Below are 16,092 nucleotides of genomic sequence, written 5' to 3'. Positions count from 1 at the left end.
TACTCTCCGTTAATGGTATGAGGTGACCCTAAGGCCACCCACCAATTACCAGGTCTGGGTTGCTTTGAAATCGTCAGCAAGCTTCTTCAGCTCAGCTTCGATGTCATTGTTGTAAACACCCGTTTTGTCGATCTGCGTTGCAAGATCGGCATAGTGACTGCGAGCATACGATAGTAAAGCAGCTTCAAAGTCTAGAAGCTTAGCAAGCTCTACGTCTTGAAGGTAACCACGCTCTGCAGCGAAGATTACTAGTGCTTGGTCAAATACAGACATTGGAGCGTACTGCTTCTGCTTCATTAGTTCTGTAACTTTTTGACCGTGGTCTAGCTGCTTCTTAGTCGCTTCATCAAGGTCAGACGAGAACTGTGCGAATGCCGCAAGTTCACGGTACTGTGCTAGTGCTGTACGGATACCGCCAGATAGCTTCTTGATGATTTTAGTCTGCGCTGAACCACCTACACGAGATACTGAGATACCTGGGTCAACAGCTGGACGTACGCCCGCGTTGAATAGCTCAGTTTGTAGGAAGATCTGACCATCGGTAATCGAGATTACGTTCGTCGGTACGAATGCAGATACGTCACCAGCTTGTGTTTCGATGATAGGAAGAGCAGTTAGAGAACCTGTCTTACCTTTCACTTCACCGTTAGTGAACTTTTCTACGTACTCTTCGCTTACACGAGCTGCACGCTCTAGTAGACGAGAGTGAAGGTAGAATACATCACCCGGGAATGCTTCACGGCCTGGTGGACGCTTAAGTAGTAGCGAGATCTGACGGTAAGCTACCGCTTGCTTAGATAGATCATCATAAACAATCAGTGCGTCTTCACCGCGATCACGGAAGTATTCACCCATCGCACAACCTGCGTATGGCGCTAGGTATTGTAGCGCTGCAGATTCAGAAGCAGATGCAACAACAACGATAGTGTTTTCTAGCGCGCCGTGCTCTTCTAGTTTGCGAACTACGTTAGCGATAGTCGATGCTTTCTGACCGATTGCTACGTAGATAGAGAAAATACCAGAATCTTTTTGGTTGATAATCGCATCGATCGCCATCGCTGTTTTACCAGTCTGACGGTCACCGATTACTAGCTCACGCTGACCACGACCGATTGGGATCATTGAGTCAACAGACTTGTAACCAGTTTGTACAGGTTGGTCTACCGATTTACGGTCGATTACACCTGGTGCAATTACTTCTACAGGCGAAGTCAGTTTCGCTTCGATAGGACCTTTACCATCAATTGGCTCACCTAGTGTGTTTACAACACGACCAAGTAGTTCTGGACCTACTGGCACTTCAAGAATGCGGCCAGTACCTGTAACTTTCATGCCTTCCTGAAGGTCAGCATATGGGCCCATTACAACAGCACCAACCGAATCACGGTTCAAGTTAAGTGCTAGTGCGTAGCGGCCACCCGGTAGTTCAATCATTTCACCTTGCATCACGTCCGTTAGGCCGTGAATGCTAAGAATACCATCGCTTACCGATACGATAGTACCCTCGTTGCGAGCTTCACTAACAACGTCGAAAGATTCGATGCGTTGTTTAATTAGATCGCTAATTTCCGTGGAATTAAGTTGCATGCTCCAATCCCCATTAAGACTGCAATGCATCGCTCAGGCGGTCTAGACGACCACGAGCTGAGTTATCGATGACTAGGTCTCCGGCTCGAATAATAACTCCACTAAGTAGAGTCTCATCTATACTGCAATTCAGCTGAACTTTGCGCTCTAGGCGCTGTTCCAATTTGCTGCTGATGTCTGCCAGTTGTTCTTTAGAAAGTTCTACTGCTGAAGTTACTTCAACGTCGATCTCTTTCTCGTGCTCTTTTTTCAGAGCGAAAAACTCGTGACATACATCTGGAAGAGCCTTAAGTCGGCCATTCTCTGCCATCACTTTGATAAAGTTTTGGCCATGTGCATCAAATTGTTCGCCGCAGATTACAATGAAAATTTCAGCTAGCTTGCTGGCAGTTGTTGAACTGTTCAGTAGGCTAACAATATCATCGTTTTGTGCGACCTCGGCTGCGAAAGTAAGCATTTGACCCCATTGGTCTAGCTCGCCCTTCTCAACCGCAAAGTCAAAGGCTGCTTTAGCATAGGGGCGTGCGATTGTAGTCAAATCAGACATATTCAGCCCCTTGCATTAAAGTTTTGCAGTAATGTTGTCAAGAACATCTTTGTGTACTTCTTGGTCGATAGTACGTTCAAGGATTTTCTCAGCACCAGCAATTGCCAGAGTTGCGACTTGTTTGCGCAGGTCATCACGTGCACGTTTACGTTCAGCTTCAAGTTCAGCTTCTGCTTGAGCAAGAATCTTCTGGCGTTCTGCCTGAGCTTCTTCACGAGCTTCGTCTAGAATTTGTGCTTTACGCTTATTTGCCTGATCAATAACCTCAGTTGCAGTGCGCTTCGCTTCTTTCAGTTGTTCAGAAGCGTTGGCTTGTGCCAGGTTCAAATCTTTAGCAGCACGTTCAGCTGCTTGTAGACCGTCAGCAATTTTCTTCTGACGCTCTTCAATTGCTTGCATGATTGGTGGCCATACATATTTCATGCAGAACCAAACAAACATAGAAAAAGCAATCGCTTGACCTAGCAGAGTTGCGTTCATATTCACAACAGCTACCCCTCTATTCGGACTTAGTGTTAATCAATGACAAACCTGAGTTTGTCTGAAGTTAAAAGTGATTAACCTAGTTGACCAACGAATGGGTTTGCGAAAGTGAATAGAAGTGCGATTACGATACCGATCATTGGAACCGCATCCAGTAGACCTGCGATGATGAACATCTTAACTTGAAGCATAGGAGCCATTTCAGGTTGACGTGCAGCACCTTCTAGGAATTTACCACCAAGAATTGCAAAACCAATTGCAGTACCTACGGCACAAAGACCAACAATAATAGCAACAGCAATTGCTGAAAAACTTAGTACAGTTTCCATTTACGTTCTCCGATTAACATTAATAGTTAGAATAAAGCTTAAAAATTTTTTTTAGTGATCACTATCTTCGTGGGCCATTGATAGGTAAACAATTGTCAACATCATGAAAACAAATGCTTGAATCAAAATAACCAAGATGTGGAAGATAGCCCAAGGTAGAGCACCTACCCATTGTAAGTACCACGGTAGCATCGCTGCGATAAGAATGAATACAACCTCACCCGCAAACATGTTACCAAACAAACGCATACCTAGAGATAGTGGCTTCGCTAGTAACGAAATTACCTCAAGTACCAAGTTGAATGGAATCATAATTGGGTGATTGAATGGGTGTAATGCCAATTCTTTAGCAAACCCGCCAAGCCCTTTCACTTTGATGCTGTAGTAGATCATCAGAGCGAAAACGCCCAAAGCCATTGCCATGGTGATGTTAACATCAGCTGTAGGAACCACTTTCAGGTAAGGGATACCTAGCCAATGCTCTGCAGGATATGGTAAGAAATCAATAGGCACTAGGTCCATCAAGTTCATTAAGATAATCCAGCAGAATATAGTCAGTGCTAGTGGAGCGATCAGCGGGTTGCGACCATGGAAAGTTTCTTTAACGTTGTCACCAACGAATTCCACTACCATTTCGACAAAACACTGAAGCTTACCAGGTACACCTGCTGTTGCTTGCTTTGCTACTGAGCGAAATACCCAAAGGAATAACGCACCAGTTAGTACAGAGAAGAACAGACTGTCTATATGTACGTTCCAGAAACTTGTCTCCTCTACAAAACCTAGCTTGGCTAAAGACAGGTTCTGTAAGTGGTGTTCAATGTATCCGGATGCTGTTGCCGCAGCCATAACTCGTCCTATTTCTTATTGTTAATGAAAAGCACTGGCGCAAAGATATTAATACCGAGAGCCAGTAAATAGGTCAGTTTGAGGGGAATTAATTCCACCTGCATATACATGTAGACAATAGAGAATAGTAAAACTGTGATTAAGATTTTTAATGCTTCGCCTGCATAGAACGACGCTGCAACCAGTTTCGTTGCACGCGCCCCACAAAAAAGAAAAGCACACACACAAAACACCACATTGGCAATGACAAAAATACCGCCACCCACCAGTGAAGCAAAACCCCAATCAGGATTAACAGCTAAACCTAACCCCACCGCCACTAATATAACCGCGCTAAGCTCGATCAATAACATTTGCTTTGCAAGCACTCGTCCTGGTCTTGCTAACGCCGCTACCATGTATTCGTTCCTCTTTTAAGCCACTTACCACCGCTTAAAAGCGTGCTGAGAAATTGGCGAAAATTATACGTTCAGCCAAACTGATTGCAATAAAAACGCAGCAATCATTTACATTTTTGTATACAAACCGACAACTTTCGTACGAAAATTATTGTTTATTACATTATTGACCTAAGTCAATTATCTCATTTAGTCCTCTAGCTTGGCAATAAGTTGCTCTAATTTGTGAGGCTCATCAAGTGTAATCGTCACTTTTGACTTTCCTGTACCAGATCGGACAATTGTAACGTTTGCTTGCAATTTTTCCGTCAGTCTTCGTGAAAGTTCGATGGCTTCTTGGTCTTGCGGCTGGGTTTCCGCTTCAACCTCTGGTTTTAGGCACTTTTTGACAAGTTGTTCGGTCTGACGAACCGTGAGTTGCTTGCGAGCAGCTGTGTTAGCCGTCTCCACTTGCAGCTCACCTTCTAGGGCTAACAATGCGCGAGCGTGACCCATCTCAAGCTGCTTAGTCACCACCAATTCTTTAACCGGTGCTGCCAGCTGATTAAGGCGCAGAAGGTTACTCACTGTGGTGCGAGACTTACCGATGACCTCAGCCACCTTCTGGTGTGTCAGCTCAAACTCGTTCTGTAGACGCTCTAGGGCTTGCGCCTCTTCAATTACATTCAAGTCTTCACGCTGAATGTTCTCGATTAAGGCCATGGCAATTGCTGCGCGGTCTTCGACCTTTTTCACCAAGCACGGCACTTGTTTAAGGCCAGCTTGACGAGCAGCACGCCAGCGACGCTCACCTGCAATGATCTCATAGTGATCTTGCGACAGTGGGCGCACCACGATCGGCTGAATGATACCCTGAGACTGGATCGACGCAGCCAGCTCTTCTAGCGCGTCTGGCGCCATGTCTTTACGTGGCTGATAGACACCTGGCTTCAAGCTGCCAATTGCAAGCTCAGTAAGCTCACCATCGGCAGACAGTACCTGACTATGAGAAGCGACTTGCTGTTTTTCACGAGCCATTGAGCTAGTTGCAAGCAATGCATCTAGCCCTTTTCCTAAACCACGCTTAGACATTGAGCGAATTCCTTTGGTTTTATTTAAACTGGGACTTCTTCACGACGTAACATCTCACCAGCAAGTGCCAAGTAGGCTTTTGCACCGGCGGAGTATTTGTCGTAGTACATCGCTGGTTTGCCGTGGCTTGGAGCCTCAGCAAGACGTACATTTCTAGGGATCACAGTTCGGTAGACCTTGCTACCAAAATGCTTCTTGAGTTGATCAGATACTTCATTCGACAAGCGGTTGCGAGGATCATACATAGTACGAAGTAAGCCTTCGATCTTCAGATTCTCATTCACAACAGCTGCCAGTTTACTGATGGTATCCATCAAGGCTGTTAAACCCTCTAACGCAAAGTATTCACACTGCATCGGAACCAAAACAGAGTCCGCCGCAGCCATCGCATTAATTGTAAGAAGGTTTAGAGAAGGGGGGCAATCAATAAAGATGAAATCATAGTTATCGCGAACTGACGCGAGGGCATTCTTAAGCCTCACTTCACGCGCAAACACTTCCATCAGCTTGATTTCAGCCGCGGTAACATCACCGTTGGCTGCGATGAGATCGTAGTTTCCCGACGTACTGCGGCAAACTACCTCATCAAAAGGTGTGTCTTCAACCAGTAAATCGTAAGCAGTTGCTTCAACCTGATACTTGTCGACACCGCTTGCCATAGTGGCATTACCCTGTGGATCGAGATCGACAACCAAAACTTTGCGCTTAGTGGCGGCCATAGAGGCTGCCAAATTAATGCAAGTTGTTGTTTTTCCTACACCACCTTTCTGGTTGGCAATTGCTACAATTCTACCCACTATGGCCTCGCTGATTATCCCTGACGCGATAACGTTACTAGATGACGCTCTCCATCAAGCTCTGGAACTTGCAAAGCTTTGATGTCAGTTACTGAACACCAGTCCGGTAACTGGTCCATTTCGTCTCTAGGATGTTGTCCTTTAAGAGCCAAAAATACACCGGATTGCTCTTTAGGTAAATGATGACACCACTCAACCATGTCTGTCATTGATGCAAACGCACGACTGAGCACAGCGTCAAACTTTTCTTCTGGCTGGAACTCTTCAACGCGACTTTGAACAGGTGTCACGTTGTCGATACCCAACTCATGTACGACTTGCTTGATAAAACGAATACGCTTTCCAAGGCTATCCAACAAGAAAAACTCACAATCAGGATTCATAATTGAGAGCGGGATACCAGGAAGGCCTGGACCCGTACCGACATCAATAAAACGCTTGCCCTGTAAGTGAGTGCTGACAATGATGCTATCTAAGATATGTTTCACCATCATGTCCATCGGGTCGCGAACCGAAGTTAGGTTATACGCCTTGTTCCATTTATTGAGCAGTTCAACGTAACCAACCAGTTGGCCACGTTGTTTATCTGATACTTCTAGGTTGGTCTGGCTGATCAGGTGATCCAGTTTTTCGCGTAGTGCGCTCATTATGCTTCCTCACCTTTCTTCAGTAGGCCATGTTTCTTCAAGTAAACCAGTAGGATAGAGATTGCAGCCGGCGTAATACCTGAAATTCGAGAAGCAATACCAATCGACTCTGGCTTAGCCGTCGACAATTTAAGTACCACTTCGTTAGATAGACCTTTTACTTGGCTGTAATCAAGATCAACAGGCAGTTTGGTATTTTCGTGACGCAGCGACTTTTCGATCTCATCTTGCTGACGCTGAATGTAACCCTCGTATTTCACTTGGATTTCAACCTGTTCTGCAGCTTGTTGATCGTCTAAAGCTGGAGCAAAACGATCCAGAGCCGTCAGTTGTGAATAAGTCATTTCTGGACGACGCAGAAGATCCTCACCACTCGCTTCACGCGACATTGGCGTTTTTAGGATCTGGTTAAGTGCATCGATGTCTTCAGATTTCGGGTTAATCCAAGTCTCTTTCAGGCGCTGACGTTCTTTTTCCATGTTGTCGATTTTCTCGTTGAAACGCGCCCAGCGCGCATCGTCAATCAAACCAAGTTCACGAGATTTTTCCGTCAAACGGATATCGGCGTTGTCTTCACGCAGTAACAGACGGTATTCAGCACGCGAAGTAAACATGCGGTACGGCTCTTTAGTACCCATGGTGGATAGGTCGTCAATCAATACGCCCATGTAAGCCTGATCACGACGTGGGCTCCAACCTTCTTTGTCTTGAGTAAACAGACTTGCGTTCAAACCGGCCATCAAGCCTTGCGCCGCCGCTTCTTCGTAACCCGTGGTACCGTTGATTTGACCCGCAAAGAATAGACCCTTGATAAACTTAGTCTCGTAAGTCTGTTTTAAATCACGTGGGTCAAAGAAATCGTACTCAATTGCGTAGCCTGGACGCACGATGTGTGCATTCTCGAAGCCTTTCATTGAGCGAACAATCTGCACCTGAACATCGAATGGCAAGCTGGTCGAGATACCATTTGGGTATAGCTCGTGCGTGGTTAGGCCTTCCGGCTCGATGAAAATCTGGTGGCTGTTCTTATCAGCAAAACGCATCACCTTATCTTCGATTGAAGGACAGTAACGTGGACCGATACCCTCAATCACGCCCGCATACATTGGGCTTCGGTCTAGGTTATTACGAATCACTTCATGAGTGGATTCGTTAGTGTGCGTGATATAACACGGGATTTGGCGTGGCTGCTGCGCACGGTTGCCCATGAATGAGAAAACAGGTGTTGGGTTGTCACCGTGCTGAACCTCAAGTTCAGAGAAATCGACACTACGAGCATCAATACGCGGTGGAGTACCCGTTTTTAGGCGATCAACACGGAAAGGAAGATCACGCAGACGCTGAGCCAATGCGATCGATGGTGGATCACCCGCGCGACCACCTGATGAACTTTCCATACCGATATGGATCTTACCGCCTAGGAATGTACCAACCGTTAATACCACAGCCTTAGCATGGAATTTCAGTCCCATTTGCGTCACAACACCGACGACTTGATCCTGTTCTACGATCAAATCATCCACTGACTGTTGGAACAGAGTCAGGTTTGGTGTGTTTTCTAGGGTGCTGCGAACGTACGCTTTGTACAGGGCACGGTCAGCTTGAGCGCGTGTAGCACGAACGGCTGGTCCCTTAGAGGCATTAAGAGTACGGAATTGAATACCTGCATGATCAATGGCTTGAGCCATCAATCCACCCATTGCATCGACTTCTTTTACTAAGTGTCCCTTACCAATACCACCAATCGCTGGGTTACAAGACATTTGCCCCAGGGTATCGATATTGTGAGTAAGGAGTAACGTACTTTGACCAGTACGCGCAGATGCGAGTGCGGCTTCCGTTCCTGCATGGCCGCCACCGACTACGATGACGTCAAATTTTTCGTGATAAAGCATGAACCGACCTCAGGTATTCAAACGATTTCTAGACAGATAAAAAGGAGCGATATTCTACCTGTTTTCATAGCGTGAGAAAACGTTTTTGGAATTTTTCAGGAACGCTATTTTTAATTAATATAGATAAGATCTTTAAAGAGATCTTTTATTGGATCTATTATTAGGATCGAGAGGTTCTGTGGATAACTCAAAAATGATCAACAAGATCATGGATCTTTTTTGGATCAAATGGTGTGATCTAATTTTGATCAGGATGAGGATTAGCTGGGATCAAAAAGGCTACTTATACACACCCTAAAAAGTGATCTTAAGTTGTTATTTGGATAACTATAGGTTAATCACTGTATTTCTATGATCTTATCCACAAGAAAAATGGCAATAAATGAGAAAAAAGTGCCATTTCATTGGTAAAAGTTATTCACAGCTGGTGGTTTTGGGTACAAAAAAAGCGGCTTTCGCCGCTTTTTTATCGATTATAGAACTCTAAAACTGCTCACTATGATCGTTAAACCACTCTTCTGCAGCGTCTTCGGGTACCGGAGTCTCCAATACATCGATGGTAAAACAGTCAGAAATCGCCTGTGCGCCAAGATTTGTTAATAACTCATGGGCGGCTTGGCCTGCGGCGCAGAAGGTATCGTAGCTTGAGTCACCAATCGCAATCACAGCAAAACGAACCTTATCGAGTTGAGGTGCTTGCTCGGTCAGATCGGCAATGAATGGCTTGATATTGTCTGGGAATTCACCTGCACCATGGGTTGATGTCACGATCAACCAAGTATCTTGCTGCGGGATCGATGCATACTCAGGTTGATTGTGGAGCGTGATTGCCAGACCTTGTTCTTCGAGGAGATCATTTAAGTGATCACCAACGTACTCAGCCCCACCGAGTGTGCTGCCCGTAATAATGTGGATCATGGATATTTCCTTATAAAAAGGGCGAGCTATGCTCACCCTAGTTTTTATTTACCAATACAGAAAGAAGAGAAGATGCGACCGAGTAGGTCGTCTGAGCTGAACTCACCTGTAATCTCGTTAAGGTGCTGTTGAGCAATACGCAGCTCTTCTGCCAAGATTTCACCTGCCATATAGCCTTCAAGTTGTTGCTGGCCAATATCCAGGTGCTCTGATGCGCGTTCCAGTGCATCAAGGTGGCGTCGGCGTGCCATGAAGCCGCCCTCATGGCCACCAGCAAAGCCCATGCATTCTTTTAGATGATTACGAAGAGAATCAATGCCTTGGCCTGTTTTCGCTGATAGACGAATGAGTGTTGGGTCATTCACATGACAGATCCCTAGCTCTTCACCCGTTTGATCGGCTTTATTACGGATCACCGTCATACCGATTTTAGCCGGTAGGCGATCAACAAAATCAGGCCAGATATCTTTCGGGTCAGTCGCGTCTGTGGTTGTGCCATCCACCATAAATAGCACTCGGTCCGCTTGTTCAATCTCTTCCCAAGCACGTTCAATGCCGATTTTCTCGACTTCGTCAGATGCGTCACGCAGGCCTGCAGTATCGATGATATGCAGTGGCATGCCATCAATGTGGATATGTTCACGCAGTACGTCGCGTGTGGTACCAGCAATATCAGTCACGATAGCGGACTCTTTACCAGATAGTGCGTTGAGTAGGCTCGATTTACCTGCATTAGGACGGCCAGCAATCACCACCTTCATGCCTTCGCGCATGATGGCACCTTGGTTAGCCTCTTGGCGAACCGCTTCCAAATTGTCGATGATAGCCTGTAAATCAGCACTTACTTTACCGTCGGCTAGGAAGTCGATCTCTTCTTCTGGGAAGTCAATTGCCGCCTCAACATAGATACGTAAGTGAATCAGTGACTCTACCAGCGTGTTGATGCGCTTTGAGAATTCACCCTGCAGTGACTGGAGCGCCGATTTTGCCGCTTCTTCAGAGCTTGCATCAATCAGGTCAGCAATGGCTTCTGCTTGGGTTAAATCCATTTTGTCATTGAGGAATGCGCGCTCTGAGAACTCGCCCGGACGTGCAGCACGTACACCTGAGATGGTTAGGATGCGTTTAATCAACATGTCCATAACCACAGGGCCACCGTGACCTTGAAGTTCAAGAACATCTTCACCTGTGAAGGAGTGCGGGTTAGGGAAGTAAAGGGCAATACCTTGGTCTAACTCAATACCATCATGAGATTTGAATGGCAGGTACTCAGCGTAGCGAGGTTTTAAAACCTTACCAGTGACCTCTAGAGCAACCTGAGCTGCCTGTGGGCCTGAAACGCGGATAATACCGACACCACCACGCCCGGGCGCGGTCGCTTGAGCAACAATCGTATCTGTAGTCATAGTTGTGCCTGCTAGCAAGTGAACGCCGACAGGGCGCTCACGATTAATCAATTAGCTGAATTGTAATCAGCCCAAAACAAAAAGGCGACCTTTTGGCCGCCTTTCTTTTAACTCTTAGTCTTACCGACTGCGTAACGCTTACTTAGAGTGTAAGCCTTTCTTCTCCAGCTGCTTATAGATAAGCGTTTGCTGAATCAGAGTTACGATGTTCGATACTAGCCAGTAAAGAACCAGACCAGATGGGAAGAACAGGAAGAAGAATGTGAACATAACCGGCATGAAGGTCATGATCTTCTGCTGCATTGGATCCGTTACTGTTGTCGGGCTCATCTTCTGAATTAGGAACATTGAAGCACCCATTAGAAGTGGCAAGATGTAGTAAGGGTCTTGTGCTGAAAGGTCAGTAATCCAACCGAAGAACGGTGAGTGACGCAGTTCAACAGACTCCATTAGTGCCCAGTATAGCGAAATGAAGATAGGCATCTGTAGAAGGATAGGTAGACAGCCGCCTAGCGGGTTTACTTTCTCTTTCTTGTACAGTTCCATCATTTCTTGGCTCATGCGTTGACGGTCATCGCCAATACGCTCACGCATCGCAGTCAGCTTAGGCTGAAGCATACGCATTTTCGCCATAGACGTGTACTGAGCTTTCGTCAGTGGGTACATAGCACCACGAACGATGAATGTTAGGATGATGATCGCTACACCCCAGTTCGATACAAAGCCTTGGATGAACGAAAGCAGAGTATGAAGTGGTTTAGCAATAAACCATAGCCAGCCGTAGTCCACTACTAGGTCTAGGTTCGGTGCAACTTCAGCCATTTGGTCTTGAAGTTTTGGACCAACCCATAGTGTTGCTGTGAAGTTTGCTTGGTCGCCATTTGCAATCGTCTTGTTTGGCATGCGAACACCGATGTCGCCAAGGTTGCCAATTACACGAGTGTAAAGGTTGCTGCCTGCTTCGTCGCGTGGGATCCATGCACTTGCAAAGTAGTGTTGGATCATCGCTGCCCAACCTTGGCCGTTCGCTAGGTTAAGAGACAGGTTGCGATCTTGCATGTCGTCGAAGCTGTATTTTTTGTAACGCGTATCTTCCGTAGAGTAAGCACCACCACGGTAAGTTGGCATTGTTAGGCTACCGCCGTCATCCATTACGTTTTGACGTAGGTGAGCGTACATACCAAATGTTGCGTTGTTGCCTGAGTTGTTCACCACATCGTATTCAACATCAATCGCGTAGCTGCCGCGCTTAAGGATGAATGTTTTGGTGTAATCAAGGCCGTTCGCTTGGTAGGTCATTGGGATGCGTAGTTCATCTTGACCATCCGCCAGTGTGAAGCTGTCAGCTGAAACTGTGTAGCTTGGGCGGTTCGTGCTGCTTAGGTCGATACCTTGTGGGCCAACAAGACCACTTTGAGCGATGAATTGGTGACCAGGTTCGTTCTTAAGTAGAACAAAGCTGTCTTTTGAATCGTATTCAGCAGAGTAGTCGTTAAGGCTTGCCGATACCACGTCGCCACCAACCGTATCAATTGACAGAGTCAGTACATCAGTGGTTACTGTGATCGCTTTTGCCGAAGCAACTTGACCCGGAGCTGGATCTAGGTCGTCTGCATAAGATGGCGCTGGTAGAGTGCTGCCAGATTGTGCCTGCTCAACCGCTTGTGGTGCTGGGTTCTTCGCTACGTTCCACTGTTGGAAAAGTAAGAAAGATACCAGAGCCAGTGCGATTAACAGGATATTACGTTGAGAATCCATCGTTATTTATCTCTGTCTTGTTTTTGGACTGGTGGAACGGGGTCATAGCCCCCTTCGTTCAAAGGATGGCATTTTAATAGACGTTTGCCTGATAACCAACACCCTTTTACAAAACCGTGAGCTTTCAACGCTTCTATCGCATATAAAGAGCAGGTTGGAGTAAATCGGCAGCGAGGGCCAATGAGTGGACTAATGAACCATCTATAAAAATAGATAGGTATTAGCGCTAACCACGCGAAGGGCGAGACAGGCGAAGCCATAATTTGTCTAATAATTTGAACATTTCTTCATTGCTCAAATCTTGCGCGCTCTTTTTAGCAATAACAACAAAATCTTTGTTAGGAAGTTTGTGTTGATTGTTACGAAAGCTTTCACGGCATAGGCGCTTAAATTTATTGCGACCAACGGCGGTTTTAATCTGCTTTTTCGGAACGGCTAATCCAAGACGAGGATTTGAAAGAGAGTTTTTACGAGCAATGATGGTGAAATGAGGGGAGCCAGCTCGATGAGCTTGCTTGAAGACATTTTGATAATGTTCGGGAGTTAACAAGCGTAACTCCCGACCGAAGGCTAGCTTTTTCAAAATAATCAAAGATTACTTAGAAAGACGCTTACGGCCTTTTGCACGACGTGCATTGATTGTTGCGCGACCGTTCTTAGTAGCCATGCGAGCACGGAAACCGTGAGTACGCTTACGCTTTAGAACTGTAGGTTGAAAAGTGCGTTTCATTGTAATTACCTTACTGATCAGTAGTTTTAGGTTTTTGTTAAACCCGGCGTGGGCATTGTTTCCCTCTTTATATAAAGAAAGGAGAACCGACGCCTCTCAACAAAGAGGCGGAATTGTAATCACTGTCACAAAAAGTGTCAATGATTGGGTTAACTAAAATTCCGGTCGGGGGATTATACGTAGAATCTCTAAAATCTCAAGGATCCTTACTCGATCCCAACCTTATTTAGGAATTTTTTTAATTTAGGATCTTGTGGATTACCAAAAATATCCTGTGGAGATCCTTGCTCGACAATGTAGCCATCTGCCATGAAGATCACGCGATCCGCGACTTCTCTCGCGAACTGCATTTCATGGGTAACCACCAGCATGGTTTGATGCTGATTTGCCAGTTTTTTCATTAGGTTAAGTACTTCACCGACCCATTCAGGATCGAGTGCAGAAGTCGGCTCATCGAACAGAAGTAGCTCTGGTTGAAGGGCCATGGCTCGGCCAATACCCACACGTTGTTGTTGGCCGCCTGAAAGCGCGGCTGGGTAGCTATCAGCTTTGTCGCCTAGACCAATATCATCAAGTATTTGTTGTGCTTTTTCATAGGCTTGCTGCTTCTTCCAACCACGTACCGTGATCAAACCTTCAGCGATGTTTTGCTTGGCGGTTTGATGCGCAAACAGTGCGTAGTTTTGGAAGACAAAGCCGGTCTTACGACGCAGGGCTAGCACCTCTGCTTTGGTGTGATTTTCAACGTCCACCTTGATGTCATCAATCGCAATCGAGCCTTGATCGGCGTGCTCTAGAAAGTTCACGCAACGCAATAGGGTCGACTTACCAGTACCACTAGAACCGATGATAACGATAATCTCACCTTGTTGGATTTCAAGGTCGATACCTTTAAGGACTTCCGTCTCTCCAAACTGCTTGTGGATATTTTCTAATTTGATCATCGTGCATACGCCTTATTCAGTTTCGCTTCGGCCCATAGTTGAATACGAGTTAAAATCACCACCACACCCCAGTAGATAAGTGCTACGGCTAAGAACGCTTCGAAGAAACGGAAGCTTGAAGAGGCCTCCATTTGCGCTTTTGCCATAATCTCAGCCACACCAAGGGTGAAGGCAAGCGAGGTCGACTTAATCATATCAATGAAGTAGTTCATCAGTGACGGTAGAGCGACACGTGTTGCCTGTGGCAGGATCACACGGCGCATCGCCTGACTAGTCGTCATACCTACCGAAAGACTCGCCTCCATTTGGCTGCGGTCGATACCAATAATCGCGGCACGAATACTCTCTGCCATGTAGGCGGCGAAGTGCAATGTTAAACCAATAACAGCGGCACTGAAGGCATCTAAGCCAACCATCCATGGGAACACTTGAGGTAAGCCGTAGTAAAGCAGGAATAGCTGTACCAGCAGTGGGGTACCACGGAAGAAGCTAATATAGAGTTGGCTGAGTTGATCCAGTACTGGGATTTTGAACACACGAATGTTTGCTAGTATCACAGACAGGATCAGGGCAAAGAATAGGCCCCATATTGCCATCTCCATGGTTGTGCCTAGATACTTAAACAGTATCGGTAGCAACTCCAGCATGTAATTAAAGTCAAATCCCATAATCTATCTCGTTTGGTTATGTCAGGCGTTGGGTAATGTGTTGTGGTTATTAGTGACTAAAAAAAGAAAAACCCACTGCAGAGAAAAGCAGTGGGTTATGGCTGTTTAGAGTGAGTAATTACTTCTTAGTAATGTCCGCACCAAACCATTTCTCAGAGATTTTCTCTAGCGTACCGTCAGCACGCATTGCTGCAAGTGCTTCGTTCACTTCTGCTTGAAGCTTCTTACCGTTTTCGTTATCAACAAATGGCCATGCGTTTTCGATAGTTTCGAAAGGTTGACCTGCTAGTTGCAACGGTAGACCTGTTTTCTTGATTAGCTCAAGAGCTGATAGGCGGTCCATAACAAAAGCATCCGCGCGACCTAGTGCTACATCGTGCTCAATACCTGTGTCGTAAGTTTTTACGTTGATTTTGCCGTCTTTGTCGTAGTTACGTAGCAGCTGTTCAAAGTTTGAGCCTAGGTTAACCGCAACGGTTTTACCATCTAGGTCTTCAATGCCTTTAATGCTGTCGTTACCTTTACGTACAGTAATCTGTGCGCCATCAACCACGTACGGGTCAGCAAATAGGTATTTTGCCTTACGTGCGTCTGTCATTGTGATTTGGTTTGAGATCGTATCGATACGACCTGTTTCAAGAAGACCGAATAGACCAGAGAAGTTCGCTGTTACGTACTCCACTTTGTAGTCATTACGTTTACCAATTTCATCCCACAGATCCACTTCAAAGCCTTGTAGCTTATCTTGCTTCACAAACGTGAACGGGAAATAACGGCCAGACATGCCTACTTTAACTTCAGTGGCAGCTTGAACAGTAGCAGCAGATAGTGCGATAGCCGCAATTGCAGCTTTAACCCAGTTTTTCATTTGGTAACTCCTTATCATTATGGGGTGAGATGTTACTGGGAAAACAGTCAATAGAATAAATAACCAGATGTTATTAACCATAACCAGATTGAATTCTAATTTTGGGGATAACTAGACAGGATCCGGGCATAAGTGGATCATTATGTGAGTAAATTTGGGGCAATTTGTGTGGATCCAGACATTTTGGCTAAAATTAT

At 45.8% G+C, this 16,092-nt stretch carries 19 protein-coding genes; all 19 read right to left on the bottom strand.

Going from position 1 to position 16,092, the window contains the following annotated elements; all coding sequences use genetic code 11:
* Window positions 1-45 precede the first annotated feature (45 nt).
* Entirely contained in the window at window positions 46-1,587 is a 1,542-nt protein-coding gene (gene atpA, locus KI655_RS17805; protein ID WP_285407610.1) for a F0F1 ATP synthase subunit alpha, read from the bottom strand.
* Between the two features lie 13 nt (window positions 1,588-1,600).
* Window positions 1,601-2,134: a F0F1 ATP synthase subunit delta gene (atpH, locus tag KI655_RS17800; protein WP_032548639.1), complete on the bottom strand. Its 534-nt coding sequence runs from the start codon at window positions 2,132-2,134 to the stop codon at window positions 1,601-1,603.
* A 15-nt stretch (window positions 2,135-2,149) separates the two neighbouring features.
* Window positions 2,150-2,620 (bottom strand): F0F1 ATP synthase subunit B, encoded by a 471-nt coding sequence (gene atpF, locus KI655_RS17795; RefSeq protein WP_032548638.1) that lies wholly within the window; start codon window positions 2,618-2,620, stop codon window positions 2,150-2,152.
* Between the two features lie 71 nt (window positions 2,621-2,691).
* Window positions 2,692-2,946 (bottom strand): F0F1 ATP synthase subunit C, encoded by a 255-nt coding sequence (gene atpE / locus KI655_RS17790; protein WP_010319963.1) that lies wholly within the window; start codon window positions 2,944-2,946, stop codon window positions 2,692-2,694.
* Window positions 2,947-2,997: 51 nt separating this feature from the next.
* Entirely contained in the window at window positions 2,998-3,795 is a 798-nt protein-coding gene (gene atpB / locus KI655_RS17785) for a F0F1 ATP synthase subunit A (RefSeq protein WP_032548636.1), read from the bottom strand.
* An 8-nt stretch (window positions 3,796-3,803) separates the two neighbouring features.
* Window positions 3,804-4,193 carry a F0F1 ATP synthase subunit I gene (locus KI655_RS17780; RefSeq protein ID WP_032548635.1) on the bottom strand — a complete coding sequence of 130 codons (390 nt, stop codon included), beginning with the start codon at window positions 4,191-4,193 and terminating at the stop codon, window positions 3,804-3,806.
* Window positions 4,194-4,382: 189 nt separating this feature from the next.
* Entirely contained in the window at window positions 4,383-5,264 is an 882-nt protein-coding gene (locus KI655_RS17775) for a ParB/RepB/Spo0J family partition protein (protein ID WP_285407607.1), read from the bottom strand.
* A gap of 23 nt (window positions 5,265-5,287) precedes the next feature.
* Window positions 5,288-6,061 (bottom strand): ParA family protein, encoded by a 774-nt coding sequence (locus KI655_RS17770; RefSeq protein WP_032548633.1) that lies wholly within the window; start codon window positions 6,059-6,061, stop codon window positions 5,288-5,290.
* A 14-nt stretch (window positions 6,062-6,075) separates the two neighbouring features.
* Window positions 6,076-6,708: a 16S rRNA (guanine(527)-N(7))-methyltransferase RsmG gene (gene rsmG / locus KI655_RS17765; RefSeq protein ID WP_285407605.1), complete on the bottom strand. Its 633-nt coding sequence runs from the start codon at window positions 6,706-6,708 to the stop codon at window positions 6,076-6,078.
* Window positions 6,708-8,603 carry a tRNA uridine-5-carboxymethylaminomethyl(34) synthesis enzyme MnmG gene (mnmG, locus tag KI655_RS17760; RefSeq protein ID WP_150870617.1) on the bottom strand — a complete coding sequence of 632 codons (1,896 nt, stop codon included), beginning with the start codon at window positions 8,601-8,603 and terminating at the stop codon, window positions 6,708-6,710. The genes rsmG and mnmG overlap by 1 nt, the downstream gene beginning before the upstream one ends.
* Window positions 8,604-9,086: 483 nt before the next feature.
* On the bottom strand, window positions 9,087-9,521 hold the full coding sequence (mioC, locus tag KI655_RS17755) for an FMN-binding protein MioC (RefSeq protein ID WP_285407600.1): 435 nt from the start codon (window positions 9,519-9,521) through the stop codon (window positions 9,087-9,089).
* Between the two features lie 44 nt (window positions 9,522-9,565).
* Entirely contained in the window at window positions 9,566-10,927 is a 1,362-nt protein-coding gene (mnmE, locus tag KI655_RS17750; protein WP_152469501.1) for a tRNA uridine-5-carboxymethylaminomethyl(34) synthesis GTPase MnmE, read from the bottom strand.
* A 138-nt stretch (window positions 10,928-11,065) separates the two neighbouring features.
* Window positions 11,066-12,685 (bottom strand): membrane protein insertase YidC, encoded by a 1,620-nt coding sequence (gene yidC, locus KI655_RS17745; protein WP_285407597.1) that lies wholly within the window; start codon window positions 12,683-12,685, stop codon window positions 11,066-11,068.
* Window positions 12,686-12,687: 2 nt separating this feature from the next.
* The gene (gene yidD / locus KI655_RS17740; protein ID WP_084181753.1) at window positions 12,688-12,945 is read right to left on the bottom strand and encodes a membrane protein insertion efficiency factor YidD; all 258 of its coding nucleotides are present in this window, start codon (window positions 12,943-12,945) and stop codon (window positions 12,688-12,690) included.
* Window positions 12,912-13,235 carry a ribonuclease P protein component gene (rnpA, locus tag KI655_RS17735; protein ID WP_032548627.1) on the bottom strand — a complete coding sequence of 108 codons (324 nt, stop codon included), beginning with the start codon at window positions 13,233-13,235 and terminating at the stop codon, window positions 12,912-12,914. The genes yidD and rnpA overlap by 34 nt, the downstream gene beginning before the upstream one ends.
* Before the next feature lie 45 nt (window positions 13,236-13,280).
* On the bottom strand, window positions 13,281-13,415 hold the full coding sequence (gene rpmH / locus KI655_RS17730) for a 50S ribosomal protein L34 (RefSeq protein ID WP_004735800.1): 135 nt from the start codon (window positions 13,413-13,415) through the stop codon (window positions 13,281-13,283).
* Window positions 13,416-13,621: 206 nt separating this feature from the next.
* Window positions 13,622-14,359 (bottom strand): amino acid ABC transporter ATP-binding protein, encoded by a 738-nt coding sequence (locus tag KI655_RS17725; RefSeq protein WP_285407575.1) that lies wholly within the window; start codon window positions 14,357-14,359, stop codon window positions 13,622-13,624.
* A complete protein-coding gene (locus tag KI655_RS17720) occupies window positions 14,356-15,027 on the bottom strand; it encodes an amino acid ABC transporter permease (protein WP_032548625.1) in 672 nt (223 codons plus the stop codon). The genes KI655_RS17725 and KI655_RS17720 overlap by 4 nt, the downstream gene beginning before the upstream one ends.
* Before the next feature lie 118 nt (window positions 15,028-15,145).
* Window positions 15,146-15,895 carry an amino acid ABC transporter substrate-binding protein gene (locus KI655_RS17715; protein ID WP_032548624.1) on the bottom strand — a complete coding sequence of 250 codons (750 nt, stop codon included), beginning with the start codon at window positions 15,893-15,895 and terminating at the stop codon, window positions 15,146-15,148.
* Window positions 15,896-16,092 lie beyond the last annotated feature (197 nt).

The organism is Vibrio sp. D404a (assembly GCF_030248535.1).
Lineage (GTDB): Bacteria > Pseudomonadota > Gammaproteobacteria > Enterobacterales > Vibrionaceae > Vibrio.
This window is presented reverse-complemented; position numbering and strand designations above follow the sequence as displayed.